The sequence below is a fragment of the Geminisphaera colitermitum TAV2 genome (genome assembly GCF_000171235.2).
GTDB lineage: Bacteria > Verrucomicrobiota > Verrucomicrobiia > Opitutales > Opitutaceae > Geminisphaera > Geminisphaera colitermitum.
Map to the genome: position 1 here is coordinate 1 of NZ_ABEA03000133.1, position 18445 is coordinate 18445.

General features: G+C 62.7%; 16 protein-coding genes, 1 tRNA gene and 1 other RNA gene. 12 read left to right on the forward strand and 6 right to left on the reverse strand.

Going from position 1 to position 18445, the window contains the following annotated elements; genetic code table 11:
* Nucleotides 1-37: 37 nt before the first annotated feature.
* Nucleotides 38-1108, reverse strand: coding sequence for a LacI family DNA-binding transcriptional regulator (locus tag OBACDRAFT_RS15720; RefSeq protein WP_043587232.1), 1071 nt, complete (start codon nt 1106-1108; stop codon nt 38-40).
* Nucleotides 1109-1193: 85 nt separating this feature from the next.
* Between OBACDRAFT_RS15720 and OBACDRAFT_RS15725 the strand changes: the two genes are divergently transcribed.
* A complete protein-coding gene (locus tag OBACDRAFT_RS15725; protein ID WP_043587234.1) occupies nt 1194-3032 on the forward strand; it encodes an FAD-dependent oxidoreductase in 1839 nt (612 codons plus the stop codon).
* A gap of 315 nt (nt 3033-3347) precedes the next feature.
* Here the strand turns inward: OBACDRAFT_RS15725 and ssrA are convergent.
* Together ssrA and OBACDRAFT_RS15730 are read right to left on the reverse strand one after the other, a co-directional pair.
* Nucleotides 3348-3707: a transfer-messenger RNA gene (gene ssrA, locus OBACDRAFT_RS26750) on the reverse strand.
* Nucleotides 3708-3812: 105 nt separating this feature from the next.
* Nucleotides 3813-3898: transfer RNA gene (locus OBACDRAFT_RS15730), tRNA-Tyr, on the reverse strand.
* A gap of 245 nt (nt 3899-4143) precedes the next feature.
* Here OBACDRAFT_RS15730 and OBACDRAFT_RS30810 point away from each other — a divergent pair.
* From OBACDRAFT_RS30810 to mgtA, 7 genes are all read left to right on the forward strand, one after another.
* A complete protein-coding gene (locus OBACDRAFT_RS30810) occupies nt 4144-5838 on the forward strand; it encodes an alpha-L-rhamnosidase-related protein (protein ID WP_269799075.1) in 1695 nt (564 codons plus the stop codon).
* The gene (locus tag OBACDRAFT_RS30815) at nt 5835-6284 is read left to right on the forward strand and encodes an alpha-L-rhamnosidase-related protein (RefSeq protein ID WP_269799076.1); all 450 of its coding nucleotides are present in this window, start codon (nt 5835-5837) and stop codon (nt 6282-6284) included. Before OBACDRAFT_RS30810 ends, OBACDRAFT_RS30815 begins: the two co-directional genes overlap by 4 nt.
* Nucleotides 6285-6375: 91 nt before the next feature.
* The gene (locus OBACDRAFT_RS15740) at nt 6376-7167 is read left to right on the forward strand and encodes a response regulator transcription factor (RefSeq protein ID WP_052362104.1); all 792 of its coding nucleotides are present in this window, start codon (nt 6376-6378) and stop codon (nt 7165-7167) included.
* Nucleotides 7164-8264 (forward strand): sensor histidine kinase, encoded by a 1101-nt coding sequence (locus OBACDRAFT_RS15745; protein WP_043587236.1) that lies wholly within the window; start codon nt 7164-7166, stop codon nt 8262-8264. The genes OBACDRAFT_RS15740 and OBACDRAFT_RS15745 overlap by 4 nt, the downstream gene beginning before the upstream one ends.
* Nucleotides 8265-8424: 160 nt before the next feature.
* On the forward strand, nt 8425-9024 hold the full coding sequence (locus OBACDRAFT_RS15750; RefSeq protein WP_043587237.1) for a hypothetical protein: 600 nt from the start codon (nt 8425-8427) through the stop codon (nt 9022-9024).
* Between the two features lie 124 nt (nt 9025-9148).
* Nucleotides 9149-9997, forward strand: a complete 849-nt coding sequence (locus tag OBACDRAFT_RS15755; RefSeq protein ID WP_043587239.1) for a hypothetical protein — start codon at nt 9149-9151, stop codon at nt 9995-9997.
* A 120-nt stretch (nt 9998-10117) separates the two neighbouring features.
* Nucleotides 10118-12703: a magnesium-translocating P-type ATPase gene (mgtA, locus tag OBACDRAFT_RS15760; protein ID WP_052362105.1), complete on the forward strand. Its 2586-nt coding sequence runs from the start codon at nt 10118-10120 to the stop codon at nt 12701-12703.
* Nucleotides 12704-12748: 45 nt separating this feature from the next.
* Here mgtA and acpS read toward each other — a convergent pair whose 3' ends face one another.
* Both acpS and OBACDRAFT_RS15770 read right to left on the reverse strand, forming a co-directional pair.
* Nucleotides 12749-13129 (reverse strand): holo-ACP synthase, encoded by a 381-nt coding sequence (gene acpS / locus OBACDRAFT_RS15765; protein WP_345777636.1) that lies wholly within the window; start codon nt 13127-13129, stop codon nt 12749-12751.
* A 281-nt stretch (nt 13130-13410) separates the two neighbouring features.
* A complete protein-coding gene (locus tag OBACDRAFT_RS15770) occupies nt 13411-14160 on the reverse strand; it encodes a pyridoxine 5'-phosphate synthase (protein ID WP_043587240.1) in 750 nt (249 codons plus the stop codon).
* A 144-nt stretch (nt 14161-14304) separates the two neighbouring features.
* On the opposite strand from OBACDRAFT_RS15770, the gene ykgO reads away from it, so the two are divergent.
* The 3 genes from ykgO (at nt 14305) to OBACDRAFT_RS15785 (ending at nt 15543) form a co-directional block, all read left to right on the forward strand.
* On the forward strand, nt 14305-14430 hold the full coding sequence (gene ykgO / locus OBACDRAFT_RS15775; RefSeq protein WP_007360011.1) for a type B 50S ribosomal protein L36: 126 nt from the start codon (nt 14305-14307) through the stop codon (nt 14428-14430).
* Between the two features lie 52 nt (nt 14431-14482).
* Entirely contained in the window at nt 14483-14734 is a 252-nt protein-coding gene (locus OBACDRAFT_RS15780; protein WP_043587243.1) for a type B 50S ribosomal protein L31, read from the forward strand.
* 155 nt (nt 14735-14889) lie between these two features.
* Nucleotides 14890-15543, forward strand: coding sequence for an NAD(P)H-dependent oxidoreductase (locus tag OBACDRAFT_RS15785; RefSeq protein ID WP_043587245.1), 654 nt, complete (start codon nt 14890-14892; stop codon nt 15541-15543).
* A gap of 30 nt (nt 15544-15573) precedes the next feature.
* Here the strand turns inward: OBACDRAFT_RS15785 and OBACDRAFT_RS15790 are convergent, their stop codons facing one another.
* The gene (locus tag OBACDRAFT_RS15790; RefSeq protein ID WP_232767226.1) at nt 15574-17004 is read right to left on the reverse strand and encodes an MATE family efflux transporter; all 1431 of its coding nucleotides are present in this window, start codon (nt 17002-17004) and stop codon (nt 15574-15576) included.
* A 296-nt stretch (nt 17005-17300) separates the two neighbouring features.
* Between OBACDRAFT_RS15790 and gap the strand changes: the two genes are divergently transcribed.
* Entirely contained in the window at nt 17301-18347 is a 1047-nt protein-coding gene (gene gap, locus OBACDRAFT_RS15795; RefSeq protein WP_043587249.1) for a type I glyceraldehyde-3-phosphate dehydrogenase, read from the forward strand.
* Nucleotides 18348-18445 lie beyond the last annotated feature (98 nt).

Genomic DNA, 18445 nt, shown 5'->3' on the forward strand with positions numbered 1-18445 from the left:
TCAACGCTCGAATCGCAACGCGTGTGCAAGGTGCGGGTTACACGGCATCCCCCGTCCGCCAGACGCCGGGAAACATCAGCTTTCGTGGGAAATCAGGCACGCCGCGCTGGCCGCGCAGGAGTTGCGCGACAACGAGGTCAACGGCGTTGGCCGCGATGATGTCGTAACGCTGGTCGATCCCGTGCGCATCTTGCCCGGGATGCCACGAGAGCAACACCGACCGGTCCGCCGCACCGTTCCAGCCCGCGGCGCGCGCGGCGGCGAGCGTGCCGCCGTTGTCCAAAATCAAGGCGTCGGGCGACAGCTTGCGCAGCCAGGCGGCGAGCGTGGACAGCTGAAGTTGACGGCCGTGCTGGTCGCGCCTCGTCATGAGCAGACGTCGCGCCGCCCCCGCCGGGCCATGCGCCAGCCAGGCAGCGCTCCAGCTCCGGTGGGCGCGCTCGTCGATGTCGCCCGAAAAAATCGCGGCGGGCCGGCGCACGCCGCCTTCGCTCAGACGGCGCAACGCCCCCTCCATCGCCTCATAATGGAAATGCGCCGCGCGCGAGAGCGCCACCGGCCATTCGGCGGTGCCGATCACGGCCATCGAGAAGTCCGCCCACGGCCAGGTGATCGTCACGTCCTCGTGCCGTACCACTGGAGCGAATACAATGCCGGTGATGCCTCGCGCCCGGATGATCGAGGCCAGCCGTTCGGTCCGGCGTTCTGCGCGTCCGCTCATGTCGCCCAGCCAAAAAACCTCCAGTGCGTAGCCCGCCTCTGCCGCCCGCGCCCGCGCTCCCGCGGCAACGCTGTCGAAAAATCCACCCGCCACCGCCATGTCTGCGCGCGTGCCCTCCGCGCACACGAGCGCGATGCGTTCGCCGGTCGGCAGCGCGTGACCGCGGCGCACACTGGCCATCAATTCGGCGACGCGGGGATTGGGTCGGTAGCCAAGTTGGCGCGCCGCTTCGCGCACGCGTTGGGCCGTCGCGGGCGGGATGTTGGGCGCTCCACGCAGGGCATACGACACCGATGACACGGCAAGCCCGGTGGCGCGCGCCACGTCCTTGAGTGTGGCGCAGGGCCTTTGTGCATTCTCATCGGTCTGGGTTTCGGATGGTTGCATGATTTTGACGGATTTTAGTGAACGATTTCACTAAGGGGCGGCTCGCCCTCGCGCAAGCCCCGCTCCACGGTCCTGTTTTTCTCCCATGCAGACCCACGTTCTCGAAACCGATCTTCTCGTCGCCGGCGGCGGCATGTCCGGCGTTTGCGCCGCTCTCGCGGCGGCTCGCAACGGCGCCCGCGTCGTCCTCGTGCAGGACCGCTCCATGCTCGGCGGCAACGCCTCCAGCGAAATTAAGATGCACATCGTCGGCGCCGACTGCCACGGCGGCAAACCCGGCCTCCGCGAGTCCGGCATCATCGAGGAACTCCGCCTCGACGACGCCGTGCGCAATCCCCACCGCTGTTACGCGCAATGGGATCTGCTCCTTTACGAAAAGGTAAAACTCGAACCCAACATCACGCTCCTCCTCGACACCATCGTCACCGGCGCCGAGGTGAAGGACGGCATCATTACCGCCGCCCACGCCGTGCGCCACCCGACGGAGGACGCGTTCACGATCCGCGCCAAGTTTTTTGCCGATTGCACCGGCGACGGACGCCTCGGCGTCGAGGCAGGCGCGGATTACCACGTGGGCCGCGAAGCGAAATCCGAATACAACGAAACGCTCGCGCGCGACATCGCCGACAAGCACACGCTTGGTAGTTCCATTCTCCTTACAGGACGCAAATACGACAAACCGCAGCCCTTCATCGCCCCTTCGTGGGTGCGTAAATTCCAGAAGAGCGATTTCAAATACCGCCCGATCAACAGCTACGAATACGGCTACTGGTGGTTCGAATGGGGAGGCCAGTTCGACACGATCAAGGACAACGAAAAGATCCGCCACGAACTCCTGCGCATCACGCTTGGCGTGTGGGATTACATTAAAAATTCCGGCGACCATCCCAACTCCGCCAACTGGGCGCTCGACTGGGTTGCGCCCATTCCCGGCAAACGCGAAAGCCGCCGCTTCCTCGGCGCGCACGTGCTCAAGGAGCAGGACGTGCTCGGCGGACGCATTTTCGACGATCAAGTCGCTTACGGCGGTTGGGCCATCGACCTTCACCCGCCCTCCGGCGTGGACGTGCCCGACGAACGTCCCTTCACACCCACGCAATTCAAACACATCTACACGATTCCCTTTGGCTGCTACCACTCGCGCAACATTGGCAATCTGCTCTTTGCCGGTCGCAACATCAGCGCCACGCACGTTGCCTTTGCCAGCACACGCGTCATGGCAACCTGCGCCATCGGCGGCCAGGCCATCGGCACCGCCGCCGCGCTCTGGATGAAGTCTGACGACAAAACCAACGACCTGCGCGTCCTCGCCGCAAACAAGGCAAACATCATCGCACTCCAGCGTCGTCTCCAACGCGACGACGCCTGGCTGCCGTCGCTCCCGACCAACGCCGATCCGGCGAACATGTTGCGCGCCGGCAATGTCAAAGCCTCAGCTACCAGCGAAGTTACTGGTATCGGCGCAGCCGCTACAAACGTCCTCGACGGCACCCCGCGCGACCTCAAGGCGAGCTTTGCCTTGGACGCCTCGCAAGGCGCATCCGCCCGCTGGACGGGCGACACGGACAGCATTCACCGCTGGGAATCCGCCGCCTTGCCCGCCACGCTCACGCTCGCCCTTGCCGCACCCGCCGCGATCCGCGAAGTGCATGTGACCTTCGACAGCGGTTTTGAACGCGAACTGATCCTTTCCATGAGCGACAGCCACACGAGCCGCAGTGTGCGCGCCGCGCAACCGGAGACGGTTAAAGATTATCGCCTCAAGCTCGACGGCAAAGTGATCGCCGAAGTAACGGGCAACTGGCAACGCAAACGTATCCATACACTCGCTACACCGATGACCGGTTCCAAACTCGAAATCGAAGTCCTCGCCACCAACGGAGCCGCCGGAGCGCGCGTTTACGAAGTGCAGGCCTTCGCGTGAGTGACCTGATTAACTGACGTTACACGGACAATGCCAAGGAGGGCGGGTCTCCCGACCTATACGCGCTAACATCTTTTCAATCGCCACGCATTTCTTGAGATTATTTCAGCAGAAAACAGCGATTTTTAGATTTAAAAGGCTGGTTTGAATCAAAAAATGAAGAAAAAAACGAAACATGTTAGCGCGTATAGGTCTCCCGACCCGCCAGACGCGGCGCAGCCGCGCCCTTCCGGTTCCGGATGGGCGACGCTGCGCGTCGTCGGCGGGTCAGGAGACCCGCTCTCCAATGGAAAACTCGCATGTCGCCTGGGAAAATGGTGGAGGTGGCGGGAGTTGAACCCGCGTGCCCGTAACCTTTGCGTAAAACATCTACCCTTATAGTGCCGTTTTTATCTCGTTGTCGTTACGCGACTGCACGCGCTTAAGCGTCAACCAACCCACGGAATGAAGAGAGGCTGGTCCGGCCGCAGATAGCCCGGTCCAACGTGCCTGCTAATCGACGTTCGCTTCACCTAGCAGGTGTCAGCGGGCGAACGAGGAGCCGTATTTAGGCTGCCAGGGGCATTTCTTCGTAAGTGCCGTTTATTTTTGTTTTGAAGGGGATTTAACGAGAGACCCTCAACTCTCGAAGGGCAGCTCTACGCGCCAATCATGGGTCGAATCCAGAACACCCCCGAAAATCGAGTGATCGTATCCGACGGCGCAAAAGCCGGGATGGATCAAAGAACAAGGCGGCAAACCTGCCCGCTTTCGCTCTTTTTTCAAACCGCTTTCTTAAAGTGGTGGTAGGACCTGGATTCGAACCAGGGAAGGCGTAAGCCAGCAGATTTACAGTCTGCCCTCGTTGGCCACTTGAGTATCCTACCAAAAAGAGGAAGGGCGAATGTCCAAGCTCACGCACGGACTTCAAGTGTTTTTTTCACCAAATTGCGCTTTCGTCATGAAGCACCTCCAAATCCGGTGCCGGGTCCGGTCCGGCGACAAGTGGGCGAGCGTGACCTGATCGTGCTGGCGGACGGCCCGGAAATGAAGGTGGGAGCGGAGCAGGCTTCCGGTAAAATAAGAGAGGCAATTTCCATCTCCATCATACAATTTTGTTCCCGACCAACCCATGATAACGTCTTCGTCTCCCGCTCCATCGCCTGCTTCCGTTGCAAATTCCTCCCCTGTTTCCAGCGCCTCCCGCCCGCGCCATGCGGCACCAGCGGGGTTGCTGTGCGATTTGCTGGCGCATCCCGAACGCACCCGGATAGCCACGACGGCGCCGACGTTTGGGTGGATTGTCAATGGCGGGGAGTCCGGTCCGGCGCAGGCGGCGTATCAGGTGCGCGTGCGGGAGCATTCGGGGTCAACGGTGTGGGATTCGGGATGTGTGGCATCGGCGCAGTCGGTCAATGTGGAGTTTGCAGGGGGGGGAGGGGGATTACGTCGTGGTGGGAGGTATGCATGGCAGGTGCGAACATGGGCGGATGGGGCGGCGATGGATGAGTCGGAGGCGAGTCCGTGGTCGGAGGAGCAGGTGTTTGCCGTGGCCGGCGACGCGGGCGAGGCGATTGGGGCCAACGGCGCGCGGGAGTTGATGAGCGTGTATCCGCTGGAAACGGTGCGCGTGCCGCCGGCGCGGCTGGAGCGGGATTTGAGCCGCGTGGTCGCGGGCGCATCGGACGGGTGGACGGTGGATTTTGGACGGCAGGCGTTCGGGTGGCTGGAGTTGGAAATTGAATACACGGGGGGGGGGGGAGGGGAGATTGTGCTGGCGGTGAGGCTGGGCGAGGCGGCGCGTGGCGGCGTGCTCGACCGGATGCCGCCGGGATCGGTGCGTTATGCGGAGTCGTCGTTGCGGGTGCGCGCGGGACGGCACACCTATCGCGTGCAGACGGAGGCGGATGAGCGCAACAGCACCAGGCCCGCGGCGATCAAGCTGCCGGAGGCGTTGGGAGTGGTGTTGCCATTCCGATTTGCGGAGGTGGAGGTGCCGCGGGAGTTGCCATCGGCCGCGGTCATGCTGCACGCGGCGACGCTGGTGCGCGTGCAGTATCCGTTCAACGAATACGCTGCGTCCTTTCGTTCCTCGTCGCCGGAACTGGACCGGGTGTGGGAGTTGTGCCGTTACAGCATCCAGGCAACGTCGTTCGCGGGGTATTACGTGGACGGGGACCGGGAGCGGATTCCTTACGAGGCGGATGCCTACATCAACCAGCTTTGCCATTACGCGGTGGACCGGGAGTTTTCGCTGGCGCGGCGGACTCACGAATATCTGTTGTCGCACCCGACGTGGCCGACGGAATGGAAACAGCATTCGATCCTCGTGGCGTGGGCCGACTACGAGGCAACGGGCGATGCGCGGTCATTGAAACGGCATTACGCCTGCCTGCGTGACGAGAAACTGCTGCTCCAGCATGCGCGGGCGGACGGCCTGCTGGCAACGGGCTGCCTGCGCGATGTGGAGCCGAAGCGGACGGACGTGGGCGACTTGGTGGACTGGCCTCCGGGCGAGCGCGACGGGTTTGATTTTCGTGATGTCAACACGGTCATCAATGCGTTCCATTATCGCACGCTGGTCGTGATGGCAAAGATCGCGCGGGCGGCGGGGCACGACGCGGATGCGGTGGAGTTCGAGCGGCGGGCGGAGGTGGTGCGCGTGCGGTTTAACGAGGTGTTCTTTGATCGAACTCGCGGGGTGTACGTGGATGGAGAGGGGAGCGATCATGTGTCGATCCACGGCAACTTGTTCGCGCTCGCATTCGGGCTCGCGTCAGAGGGGGGGGGGGGGAGGCACGACGGGCGAGCGTGGCGGCTTACGTGAAATCGCGTGGCATGGCGTGTTCGGTGTATCCGGCGCAGTTTTTGCTGGAGGGGCTTTTTGAGGCGGGCGAGGCGGATCATGCGGTGGCGTTGATGTCAGGCGGCGGACTGCGTAGCTGGCAAAACATGCTGGCTCACGATGCGACGATCACATGGGAGGCGTGGGATCAGTCGTTGAAGCCGAATCAGGATTGGAACCACGCCTGGGGCGCGGTGCCGGGCAATATCGTGGGACGCTACGTGCTCGGGGTGCGCCCGCTGGAGCCGGGTTACGGGCGCGTGCTCGTTGCGCCGCAGCTTGGCGGCCTGACGGAGGCGTGCGGCGTGGTGCCGACGATTCGCGGGCCGGTTCGCGTGCGTGCCTGGCGCGAGGGCGGACGCGCCGATGGACGTGTGCGTTGCGAGGCGCAGGCTCCGGCCAATGTGACGCTCGAGGTGCGCGTGTAGAAGAATACGTGCCTTCCGTTACCGGTACGAGCGGGATTGATGCCCTGACTCCAATGGGCTACTCTTGTTTTTCTTTTTCCAATATCGATCCATGAACCGTAACCGCATTCTCGTTGTGGAGGACGATGACGGCACCACGCGCAGCCTTGCCGCGGGGCTTGCCGCAGAGGGCTTCGAGGTGCGCACTGCGTCCAATGGTGGTGCAGCCGATGCCTCGCTCGCTGCCCATCCTTCCGAATCGCCCGCCGATCTTGTCATTCTGGATTGGATGCTGCCGGGGATCGACGGCATCACCCTGCTACGACGTCTCCGGGCGCGCGGCCAGCGCATGCCCGTGCTTCTGCTCACCGCCCGCGATGCCATCGACGATCGCGTGCAGGGACTGGAGGCCGGTGCCGACGATTATCTGGCCAAGCCCTTTGCCTTTGCCGAACTGCTCGCCCGTGTGCGTGCCTTGCTCCGCCGCTTCACCACTCCCCGCGAGCCTTGGCAGCGCTCGGTCGCCGACCTCGCCATCAATCTCGAAACACGGCTCGTCACACGCGCCGGGCGCACCATCGACCTGACTCCCCGCGAGTTCGATCTTCTGTCCTACCTCAGCCTTCACCAAGGCGAAGCCGTCAGCCGCGATCAACTCGCCCGCGAGATTTGGAGGGAAAACAACCGCGCCACTCCCATCGACAATGTCATCGATGTCCACATCGCCCGCCTGCGCCGCAAGATCGACGAAGCCAGCCCCGGCGCGGAGAAACTCCTGCACACCTTGCGCGGACTCGGCTACATGCTCCGCTCCTCCGCATCATCTGCCGTCTCCTCCTCCGCTTCGCCACGCGCGCCATCGGAGACATCCGCCAATCCGGAACACGAAAGTCGCACCTCATGAGAGCCTGGTGGGGATCTCTTTCACTACGCGCGCGACTCGCCTTTGCCTTTGGGGCGATGGCCGCCGGGGCGCTCCTTTTCCTGCTCGCGATCGTTGCGCGCACCATCGGTATCCAAAATTTGGAGCAAGGGAAAATCATCCCGGCGACCCTCTTCGCCTTCGCTGTATTTTTCGTTGGCGGCTGGTTTGTGGCTGGCTGGTGTCTGCGCGAAATTGGGCGCTTGGGAGGACGCGCGGTAACGACGCTGTCATCCACCGCGACCGGCGTCACCGCCACCCGGGTGCTTCCCGCCGAATTGGAAGGACTGGCCTCCCTTCTTCGCCGCGAAACCGCGCGGCATGACAGCGTCCTCGCCGAACTCAAGCGCTTCACCGCCGACGCCGCCCACGAACTCCGCACTCCGCTTACCGCCATGCGCACCACCGGCGAAGTCGCGCTCCGCGCCGCCGGGGACGATCCGCATTCCATCGCCAACCCCGTCCAACTCCGCAGCGCCCTTGAGACCATGCTGGAGGACGCCCTTCGCATGAACAATCTCCTGGAGCGGCTTCTCCGTCTGGCCCGGCTCGAAAACGACAACCTCGTTCTCCGCCATCGTTCGCTGCAACTCGCCGAGCACCTCGCCACGCTTTGCGACAACCTCCACGTGCTCGCCGAAGAAAAACAGCAACGCATCGAACTCCACTGCCCCCCCGCGATTACCCTCACCACCGATCCCGAAATCCTCGACCACGCCCTCACCAACATTCTCCACAACGCCATCCGCTACTCGCCTCCGCAGTCCACCGTGCGCGTGGACGCCCGCCTCTCCCCGGCCTCCATTCCCACCCTGCTTATCGACATCGCCGACCAAGGCCCCGGCATCGCGCCCGAGCACCAACCCCGCATCTTCGAACGCTTCTATCGCATCGACGCCAGCCGCTCCCGCAACGGGGAGGATTCCGCCGATACCTCCGGCGCCGGGTCGGGGCTGGGCCTCTGTATCGCCCGCACCGCCATCGAGCGCCTGCACGGCACGATCACGCTCAACAGCACCCCCGGCCAAGGCACCTGTTTTACCCTGAGGCTGCCTCTCGTTCCGCATCAGCCAACCTGAACAAAACGTCAGGTTCGGGTTATTGTCCGCCCCTTTCGGACGGCGCATCTTGGCGGATGAACCACCCGGTCGGTCTCTCATCCCGATCGGACTACCATGCCAGTCCTTTGCGCCTCTTCGTGTTCATAGGGCTGGCGTCAAACCACTAAACAAACCAACCATGAACAAGTTCATTGTCACAACGTTTCTGACAGTCATCTCAGTCGGGGCGCTCCATGCGCAGAGCATCACCCGCAACAACAACACCGCGTCCCTCTTGGGACAGCGTTATGCGACCGCCGAGGCGGAGTACTTCGACATCGATAGCTCCAACATCAACCATGGCGGCGCACTCGGCATCAACCTGCCCATTGCCGCCAATTTCGATGCCCTCTTCCGCTACAATTACGCCTGGGAAGACGGTCATACCAGTCAGGAAGAGCAAACCGCCACCGCCGGCATCAATGCCTGGTACGATGCCGCCGCCAGCCTTCGGGTCTTCGCCGGCGGCGACCTCGGCTACACATGGGGCGATGCCGTTGCCAAGGACGATTGGTTTTATCGTGTCCGCGCTGGCGGCGAATATACTCTCACCTCGAGTTTGAGCCTCCTGGCGTATGCCACTTGGTCGGACGGGCTTGATAATCACATCACCGACTATTGGAGCGGCACGGCGCAGGCCGCTTACTGGCTTAGCTCCCAAATCGCCGTGACCGCTCGCGCCACATGGATCGAGGGAGGCGACTTCGCCTATGGGCTTGGCGTTCTGTTCAAGTTCTAACGCAACATCCCCTCATGAATACGAACCGCCCCCCCCCCCCCCCCCGGGGGGGGCGGTTGTATCCATAATATCCCTCCGCGTCACAAGACGCCGCCCTGTCGCGCACCTGCCTGAAACCACTGCCATGATCGCCACCGAATCACCAACCCGCGTCGTCTCGAAGCCGTCCCGGCCCCGCCCCCTGGACAAGCCAGCTTCGCCCAAGGCACCCCAAGGACTCGCAACACCCCAGCAACTTGCCGCCCATGTGGCCGGGCTTCTCAACCGCCACCACCCCCTCCGTGATGGCGAACCGCCGTTTCTCCCCCGTCACGTCTCGATTATTTATCAAGGCCGTTACGGCAATGCCAACGTCTATCGCTACACCGACGCCAGCCGCGATCTCATCGTCAAGGACTTCTCGCGTTGCGTCTGGTGGTTTCGCCACGTCATGGGCCGCCGTTTCGTATCCAAAGAATGCGGCGTCATTCACTTTCTCAAAGACCTTCAAGGACGCGGCATCGTCACCGATGCGCACAAGCTCGGTCCATTTACCTTTTGCTACACCTGCATTCCGGGCGCCTCGGTCGGCGCCATGAGCAAAGCCGGACGAAAGCTCCCCGCCGCCTTTTTTCAGCGCTGGGACCAACTCGTCCAGGCCATGCATCAACGCGGCATCGTGCACCTCGACATGCGCAACACCGGGAACGTCCTCGTCGGCGACGATGGATGCCCCACCATCATCGATTTCCAATCCGCCCTCCGCATCCGGTTTTTGCCCCGCTTCATCAAAAACATCCTCAAGCGCGTTGACCGCTCGGCTGTCATCAAAGGCTGGATACGCCACGGCGATTCCCCCCTGCCTCCGGAACAGGCGGCTTGGTATGAGAATTTCCTGAAGACACGAAATCTCTGGGTTTCACTGACGCATCCCTTGCGCCTGCTCACCACCCTGTTCTGGCGTGTGGTTGCCCGCTTCCGCCGGACTAACTGAAACGCTCAACACGAGCCGCGCCCCGTCCGTCGGGGTGGCCCGGGCATGACGCTCATCCGCCAGCTTGTCGTAAATGCGATAGTTATTTCCATCCACTCCGTTTAGTCTGTCGGAAAACTGATGCAGAAAAACGACATTACAGGCGTGGACAGCAAGGGACTTGGCTGGGACGAAGCCCGCGCCCGGCTGGCTCTCCACGGGCCCAACATCGCCACCCCCCGCTCCACCGCCGCCTGGTATTCGCTGCTTTGGCACGCTTTCAAAAACCCCTTCAACTACGTCCTCCTCTTTCTTGGCATCATCTCCTGGCTGACGGACGATCTCAAGGCCGCCACCGTCATGCTCTCCATGACCGTCATGGCGACCGGCGTGCGCTTCTGGCAGGAATACCGCTCGCGCGTGCACACGGATTCCCTGCGCAACCTCGTGCGCAATACCGTCACCGTTCTTCGCCATCCGTCCTTGTTCTCCGGTCCGGCCAACCTGCGCCCGCCGCCAACGCCCGCCGAGATTCCTATGGAGGAACTGGTTCCCGGCGACCTCGTGCAACTCTCCGCTGGCGACATGATTCCCGCCGACGTTGTCTTTCTCGATTCGAGCGCGCTCTTCATCAACCAGTCCCCTCTCACCGGCGAATCCATGCCGGTCGAGAAACGCCCCCACCCCGCTCGCGCCGCCTCTCCCGCCGTCTCTCCCGCCGATGACCTGGACTCGCCCCACCACGCCTTCATGGGCAGCAGCGTCGTCAGCGGCAAGGCCACCGCCCTCGTTCTTGCCACGGGACCCCGCACCCGGCTGGGCGCCATTGCCGCCACGCTGCATGTCCGGCAACCCGAAACCGCCTTCGACCAAGGCGTGAACAAAGTCAGCGGCACGCTCATCCGCGCCATGCTCGCCATGGTCCCCGTCGTCTTCCTCCTCAACGGCATGGATCAGGGCGATTGGCTCGAATCCTTTTTCTTCGCCGTGGCCATCGCTGTCAGCCTCACCCCCGAGATGCTGCCGATGATCGTCAACACCAACCTCGCCCGCGGTGCCGTCGTCATGGCCCGTCACCGGGTCATCGTCAAACGCCTCGGGGCGATGCAGAGCTTCGGTGCGATGGACGTCCTCTGTACCGACAAAACCGGTACGCTCACCCAAGGCCGGACCGTCCTCCTCCGCCATTTCGACCCAGAAGGCCGCCCGGACCGTCGCGTCCTTGAGCACGCCTACCTCAACAGCCGCTTCCAATCCGGCCTCAAAAACCTCATCGACACCGCCATCATCGACCGGGCCGCCCTGCTCGGTCTCCGCGAAGCCGCCGCCGCCTGCACGCTTGTCGGCGAACTCCCCTTTGATTTCGCCCGTCGCCGCATGTCCGTCGTCATCCGCCGTCCCGGCGGCGGTCCTACCCAACTCGTCTGCAAAGGGGCCGTCGAAGAGATGCTCTCCATCTGCGACAACATCGACATCGGCGGGCGCATTCAACCCATGACCGACGCCGTCCGCGCCCGCATCAAAACCCTGCGCGACGAATTCAACGACGATGGCATGCGTGTGGTTGCCGTTGCCTATAAAGCCATCGCCTCCCGCTCCGGGCCCTTCACCGCCGCCGACGAAACCGGCCTCATTCTCTCCGGCTACATCGCCTTCCTCGATCCGCCGAAGGACACCTCCGCCCCCGCCCTCCGCCTTCTCCAGAACCACGGTGTCGCGGTGAAAATCCTCACTGGCGACAACGTTCCCGTGGCCCGCCGCATCTGCCGCGATGTCGGCCTCGACGTTGCCTACATCCTGACCGGCTCCGATATCGACGCCCTCGACGACGACGCTCTTCCCGCCGCCGCCGCCCGCACCACGCTCTTCGCCAAACTCGAACCCGTGCAAAAGGCCCGCGTCGTCTCCGCCCTCAAACGCGCCGGACACACCGTCGGATTTTTGGGTGACGGCATCAACGACGCACCAGCGCTCCGTGAAGCCGACGTCGGCATCTCCGTGGAAGGTGCGGCCGCCATCGCGCGCGAAGCCGCCGACATCATTCTCTTGGAAAAAAGCCTCATCGTGCTCGAACGCGGCGTAGTCGAAGGCCGCCGGGTTTTCGGCAACATCGTCAAATACCTCAAGATGACCACGAGCGCCAATTTCGGCAACGCCATCAGCGTGCTCCTCGCCAGCCTCGTGCTTCCCTTTCTCCCGATGATGGCGATTCACCTCCTCATACAGAATCTCCTCTACGATTTCGCCCAGCTCTCCATGCCGTGGGACACCGTGGATGAGTCCTGGCTGCGCCGCCCGCGCAAATGGTCCGCCTCCGGCATCACGCGCTTCATGCTTCGCGTCGGACCCGTCAGTTCACTTTTGGATATTATCATGTTTCTCGGGCTGTGGTTTATTTTCGGAGCCAATACGCCGGACAAGGAACACCTTTTTCAATCCGGCTGGTTTGTCGCCGGGCTGTTCACGCAGACGCTCATCATGCACTTCGTGCGGACCGAAAAAATTCCCTTCGTGCAAACCAAGGCCGCGCCGCCCGTGCTGCTGCTGACCGGCTTCGTTCTGGCGGTCGGCTGCCTGCTGCCCTTCACCGCGCTGGGTCGATCCGTGGAACTCGAAGCCTTGCCCCCCGGCTACTGGCTGTTCCTGGCCGCGACTGTCGGCGGTTACTGTCTGCTCATGCAGTATGTAAAACGCCGATACATCAAAAAATACGGCGAATGGCTGTAGTGTTCGATCACGGACGCGGACACGGACGCAGACGCGGGCTCCGGCTTATGGGGCGCGCACGATGGTTGCGACGGCCATCGCCGATGTGTCGCAATGAGAAAGCGACACGAGCACGTGGGTGCCGCCGATGTGTCGCAGAAGGGCTTCGCCGCGTTCGTCGAGACGCACGCGCGGATCGTGGCGCGGGCCGTGATGGATGGAAATGGATTTCCAGCCGAGCTCGGCACCGATGCCGGTGGTGAAACATTTGGATACGGCCTCCTTGGCGGCGAAGCGCGCGGCAAGGTGTTTGGCGGGATGTTTCATCGAAAGGCAGTAGGCGCGTTCTTCGTCGGTGAAGACGCGGCTGAGGAAGCGGTCGCCCTGGCGTTCCCATACGCCGCGCACGCGCTCGACTTCGATGATGTCGCAGCCGAGGCCGAGCAGCACGCCGCCGGGCGGGATGGCGATTGGCACGGCGGGCGGGGGGGGGGGGAGGGATGAATCAGGCATTGTAGCGAGTTTTTGGATAGTTGAGGTCGGGCGAACTAACGCGACGGAAGACGTTCAACATTTAACACTGAACATTTAACATTGAACACTGAACGGAATGCCGGACGGAGCGGCCTCATCCGCCAAACGAACTGTTCCCTGTGCTTTCATTGAATGTTAAATGTTAAGCGTTTAGTGTTAAGTGTTTGCTTGGTTTTCGTTGTTGTTGGGCGGAGTTACGCTGGCTCGTTCATGCGGGCCTTCATCTCGCGGACGGCTTCCTCGATGCCGGTGAAGAGGGCGCGGGAAAGGATGCTATGGCCGATGTTGAGTTCGTGCAGGTGGGGGACGGTGCGGATGTCGCGGACGTTGACGTAACTGATGCCGTGGCCGGCGTTGACCACGAGGCCGGCGGCGTGGGCGCGGCGGGCGCCGTCGATGAGGCGGTCGAGTTCGGCGGCGCGACGCGGGGTGTGCCAGGCGTTGGCCCAGGCGCCGGTGTGAAGCTCGACCCAAGGCGCGCCGACGGCGGCGGAGGCTTCGATCTGGGCGGCGTCGGCGTCGATGAAGAGGCTGGTCTTGATGCCGGCGGCGGTCATGGCCTCGACGCAGGCGCGCACGCGGTCGTGGTTGGCGACGACGTCGAGTCCGCCTTCGGTGGAGACTTCCTGACGGTTTTCGGGGACGACGCACACGGAGTGCGGTTTGAGCTGCAAGGCCAGGTCGATCATGGGCTGGGTGCAGGCCATTTCGAGATTCACGCGGGTCTGGCACGCCTCGCGCACGCGCCACACGTCGCGGTCCTGGATGTGGCGGCGGTCTTCGCGCAGATGGATCGTGATGCCATCGGCGCCGGCCCGTTCGGCGAGCGTGGCGAGGGCCACGGGATCGGGTTCCACGGGGCCGCCCACGGTTTGCTCGTAACCGCGGTAGCGTGCCTGCCGCAGCGTGGCGGCGTGATCGATATTGACTCCAAGCAGCATCATAAAAGTAAGTGGCGTGCAGTCTCCAACCGCACCCGGCGCAGGGCCAAGCAGGAAAACCGCGCGGGAAAATTTCCCGTCAGGACTGGCGAATGGGCCAGATTGCGTTTGACAGGTGGATTTTGAAACGGTGTTTTCCGACCTTTTATGAAAGTCGTCTCTTCCATCAAATCAGCAAAGAAGCGTCATCCTGACTGCCAGGTCGTGCGTCGCAAGGGTCGCATCTATGTCATCAACAAGACCGATCCGCGTTACAAGGCGCGCCAAGGCTAATATCGCTCAACTAGCGAATTAAAAGGAGTTTATTTAATCCAACCCAATTACCATGAAAGCCGAAGGTCATCCCGTTCTCAACAACGTCTGTTTTCTCGACGTCGCCACTGGCAAGCGTTTCCTCACCAAGTCCACCATGAAGTCCGCCCGCAAGGAGCAGATTGATGGCGAGGAGTATTTTGTCGTGTTGCGCGACGTGACGATGGATTCGCATCCCGCCTACACGGGCGAGAAGCGCATCGTCGATACCGCCGGTCGCGTGGAGAAGTTCACTTCAAAATTCCGCCGCGCCTCCAAGAAATAACCCGCCGCCAGCCAGACGCTGGCAGGGTCTGTTTCCCAGACGACTTCCTCTCTCATTCGCAAAACGCCCGGGCCTTCTCGCCCGGGTGTTTTTTTGCACGCAGCTTGCATGGCGGGACGCGGGCGCAATAGTTTCCACGCCTTTATATTAACACCATGAACCGCCAGATCACCGACCAGCAACTTCTCGCCACTCTCCAAGCCCGCTACGCGACGAAGCAATTCGACCCGCAGCGCAAAATCGCGGATGCCGATTGGGCCGCTCTTGAACAAGCCCTTGTCCTCGCTCCCTCCTCCTTCGGCATCCAACCCTGGAAATTTCTCGTCATCGACACCCCGGCCCTCCGCGAACAATTGAAACCCGTCACATGGGGCCAGTCCGCCGTCACCGATGCCGCCAAGTACGTCGTCTTCCTCGTGCGCAAGGGCCTCGACGAAGCCTATCTTGACCGCCACATCGCCCGCACGGCCGAAGTGCGCGGCATCACCACCGAGAGTCTGGCACCCTATAAAAGCAAGATCATGGGCAAAATCACCGCCGCCACCGCCGACGGAACCATCGACACCTATTCGACGGAGCAAGTTTTTATAGCGATGGGCCAGTTCATCACCGCCGCCGCGATGCTCGGCATCGACACCTGCGCCATCGGCGGGCTCCAGCCTGCGAAATACGACGAAATCCTGAACCTCACCGGCACGCCTTACCGGACGGTTGCCGCCGTTGCCGCCGGCTATCATTCCCCGGCGGACAAATACGCCACCACGCCCAAGGTGCGCTTCCCGTTCGCCGAGATCGTCGAGCACCGCTGAACGCGAACGCACGCGGCCTGACGCCTGCGATCATCGCGTCAGCCGCGCCAGCCGTCCCACCAGCAGCACGGCGGCGATGGCCAGGCCACCGGCCAGCGCCATCCAGACACCCAACGGACCCGCCGTGCCGTGCACACCCCACACATACCCGCCGGGAATGGCCACCAGCCAGTAGGCGGCAAACGTCACCAATGCCGGCACGCGCACATCCGTCAGCCCGCGTAGTGCGCCAACCGATACGACTTGCGCCCCATCGAACAACTGGAAAACCGCCGCCACCACCAGCAGCTTCGCGGCCAGCGCCACCACCTCCGGGTCGTCCGGCACGAAGCCCCGCGCCAGCCATGCGCCCGACAGCCAGAAAAACACCGCCGTCGCGCTCATGAAGAGACTCGACATCGCCAGCGCCCCAAAACCGATCGCCCGCCGCGCCTCCAGCCGCCCCTCGCCCACGGCCGTCCCCATGCGGATGCCCACCGCCATCGACAAACCCAGCGGCACCATGAACGTCGCCCCCGCGCAACTCAGCGCGATCTGATGCGCCGCCAGCGCCTGCGCGCTGATCCAGCCCATCATGATGGCCGACATGCCAAACGCCGTTGTTTCAAACAGCAACATCGCCGCCGCCGGAGCCCCCACCTTGAGCATCTCGCCAAACGCCGGCCTGCGCAACCCGTGCGTCCAACACCGCCACCACGCGCCCACACCGCCAGCCCCCCCCTCCCTCCGCCTGCCCGCGACGACGCGCGGCCATGCATCGCGCAACCGCTCCGCCCGCCGCGCCCACGCGATAATGGCCACCACCGTCCCCACGCGCGCGATCAACGTTGCCACCCCCGCGCCCGTGAGCCCGAACGCGGGCGACCCCAGCCTCCCGTAAATCAGTATCCAGTTTAAAAATACGTTGAGCGCCACGCCCCCCAGCATGATTCCCATGGGAATCCACGGACGGTTGAGCGCCTCCGCAAACTGGCGGAACACCTGAAACACCATCACCGGCACGACCGACACCGCCAGCAGCACATAGTAGGGGCCCACGATGGCTGTCACCTCCGACGGCTGGCGGAACAAATCCAGGTGCCACGTCAGCCCGACCAGCAGCGCCAGTTGCACGATGGCGGTGGCCGTGCCGAGCACCAGACCATGTTTCAGCCATGAACCGATTGCCCCCGCATTGCGCGCGCCGTAGGCCCGCGCAGTGAAGATTGACAACGGCACCAGCAGTCCGAAGCCCGCGATGCACACCGCGTTGAACACACTCCCGGCGAAGGCTGCCGCCGCCAGTTCATCCGTCCCCACATGGCCGATCATCATGCTGTCGGTGATGTTGATCAGCATCTGACTCATCTGGCCGACGATGATCGGCACAGCCAGCAGGAGGGTGGCGCGCGCTTCTTTGGCGAGTGATGACATGGTGAGAACCCGCAAGCACGGCACACCGCGTCTCCATGCGCAAGCCATGCCCTTTTCCTCCCGTGGCCGTCCCCCTTCGTCGCCTGCCGTTCGCCTGAAAAAGAAAATTTTCGGTCCCGTAAAACTCCTGTTCTGCCGGCCCTCCTGTTTTGTAACTCCGAGACTAGCAACATGCCAGTCCGGTCTCGTAACAACGGACGCGATAGATTTTTCAGTGAATGCGCAGCCAAAACCCTTGATTCCCGTCTCCGCGCCCGTTTCAGTCAGCCCTTTCCGTCCCCGCCCGGGGCCGGTTCTCACGCAGTAAACTAGTAACAATAAATAAACAAATAACGGAGCCCTCCATGGCAGTTAAAGTTGCAATCAATGGTTTCGGCCGCATCGGCCGCCTCGTCTTCCGCGCCCTCGTTGAGCAGGGCCTCCTCGGCACGACTTTCGACGTCGTTGCCGTCGGCGACATCGTCCCCGCCGACAACCTCGCCTATCTCCTCAAATACGACTCCACCCAAGGCGCGTTCCAAGGCACCGTCTCCTCCAAGAAGTCCGCCGCCGACAAGGCCGACGACGACGTCCTCGTCGTCAATGGCAAGGAAATCAAAGTCGTCGCCGCCAGGACCCCTGCCGAGCTTCCTTGGAAGGCTCTCGGTGTTGAACTCGTGATCGAGTCCACCGGCCTCTTCACCGAAGCCGAGAAGGCCAAGGGCCACATCACCGCTGGTGCCAAGAAGGTCATCATCTCCGCTCCTGCGAAGGGCGAGGACATCACCGTCGTCCTCGGCGTCAACGACGACAAGCTCGACGTCTCCAAGCACAACATCATCTCCAACGCCTCCTGCACCACGAACTGCCTGGCGCCCATCACCAAGGTCATCCTTGAGAAATTCGGCATCGTCGAAGGCCTCATGACCACCGTCCACTCCTACACCGCCACGCAAAAGACCGTGGACGGCCCCAGCCGCAAGGACTGGAAGGGCGGACGCACTGCGGCCCTCAACATCATCCCCTCCACCACCGGTGCCGCCAAGGCCGTTGCCCTCGTTATTCCCGAGGTCAAGGGCAAGCTCACTGGCATGGCCTTCCGCGTGCCGACCCCGACCGTGTCGGTTGTCGATCTCACCGTGAAGACCGAGAAGGACACCTCGCTCGCCGAGATCAAGGCCGCCATCAAGGCCGCTTCCGAGTCCGGCCCCCTCAAGGGCATCCTCGGCTACACCGAGGACGAAGTCGTCTCCACTGACTTCATCCACGACAAGCGCTCCTCGATCTTCGACGCCGGCTCCTCCATCGAGCTGAACAAGAACTTCTTCAAGCTCATCAGCTGGTACGACAACGAATGGGGCTATTCCAACCGCGTTGTTGATCTCACCAAGATCATCGCCGCCAAGCTCTAAGCGCGCTTCGCGCTAATGCAGAAGGCAGAATGCAGAATGTAGAATGCTCCCGGTGTTCTGCTTCGCATTCTGCCTTTTTCGCATCCATCCCGCGCCGC

Excerpts from the sequence above, each read along its gene's own strand:
- OBACDRAFT_RS15755 (WP_043587239.1), top strand. The coding sequence starts at position 9,149 with ATGATCGCCACCGAATCACCAACCCGCGTCGTCTCGAAGCCGTCCCGG.
- OBACDRAFT_RS15750 (WP_043587237.1), top strand. The coding sequence starts at position 8,425 with ATGAACAAGTTCATTGTCACAACGTTTCTGACAGTCATCTCAGTCGGG.
- OBACDRAFT_RS15780 (WP_043587243.1), top strand. The coding sequence starts at position 14,483 with ATGAAAGCCGAAGGTCATCCCGTTCTCAACAACGTCTGTTTTCTCGAC.
- OBACDRAFT_RS15725 (WP_043587234.1), top strand. The coding sequence starts at position 1,194 with ATGCAGACCCACGTTCTCGAAACCGATCTTCTCGTCGCCGGCGGCGGC.
- OBACDRAFT_RS30810 (WP_269799075.1), top strand. The coding sequence starts at position 4,144 with ATGATAACGTCTTCGTCTCCCGCTCCATCGCCTGCTTCCGTTGCAAAT.
- ykgO (WP_007360011.1), top strand. The coding sequence starts at position 14,305 with ATGAAAGTCGTCTCTTCCATCAAATCAGCAAAGAAGCGTCATCCTGAC.
- gap (WP_043587249.1), top strand. The coding sequence starts at position 17,301 with ATGGCAGTTAAAGTTGCAATCAATGGTTTCGGCCGCATCGGCCGCCTC.
- OBACDRAFT_RS15740 (WP_052362104.1), top strand. The coding sequence starts at position 6,376 with ATGAACCGTAACCGCATTCTCGTTGTGGAGGACGATGACGGCACCACG.
- OBACDRAFT_RS15790 (WP_232767226.1), bottom strand. The coding sequence starts at position 17,004 with ATGGCTTGCGCATGGAGACGCGGTGTGCCGTGCTTGCGGGTTCTCACC.
- OBACDRAFT_RS15770 (WP_043587240.1), bottom strand. The coding sequence starts at position 14,160 with ATGATGCTGCTTGGAGTCAATATCGATCACGCCGCCACGCTGCGGCAG.
- mgtA (WP_052362105.1), top strand. The coding sequence starts at position 10,118 with ATGCAGAAAAACGACATTACAGGCGTGGACAGCAAGGGACTTGGCTGG.
- OBACDRAFT_RS15720 (WP_043587232.1), bottom strand. The coding sequence starts at position 1,108 with ATGCAACCATCCGAAACCCAGACCGATGAGAATGCACAAAGGCCCTGC.
- OBACDRAFT_RS15745 (WP_043587236.1), top strand. The coding sequence starts at position 7,164 with ATGAGAGCCTGGTGGGGATCTCTTTCACTACGCGCGCGACTCGCCTTT.
- OBACDRAFT_RS15785 (WP_043587245.1), top strand. The coding sequence starts at position 14,890 with ATGAACCGCCAGATCACCGACCAGCAACTTCTCGCCACTCTCCAAGCC.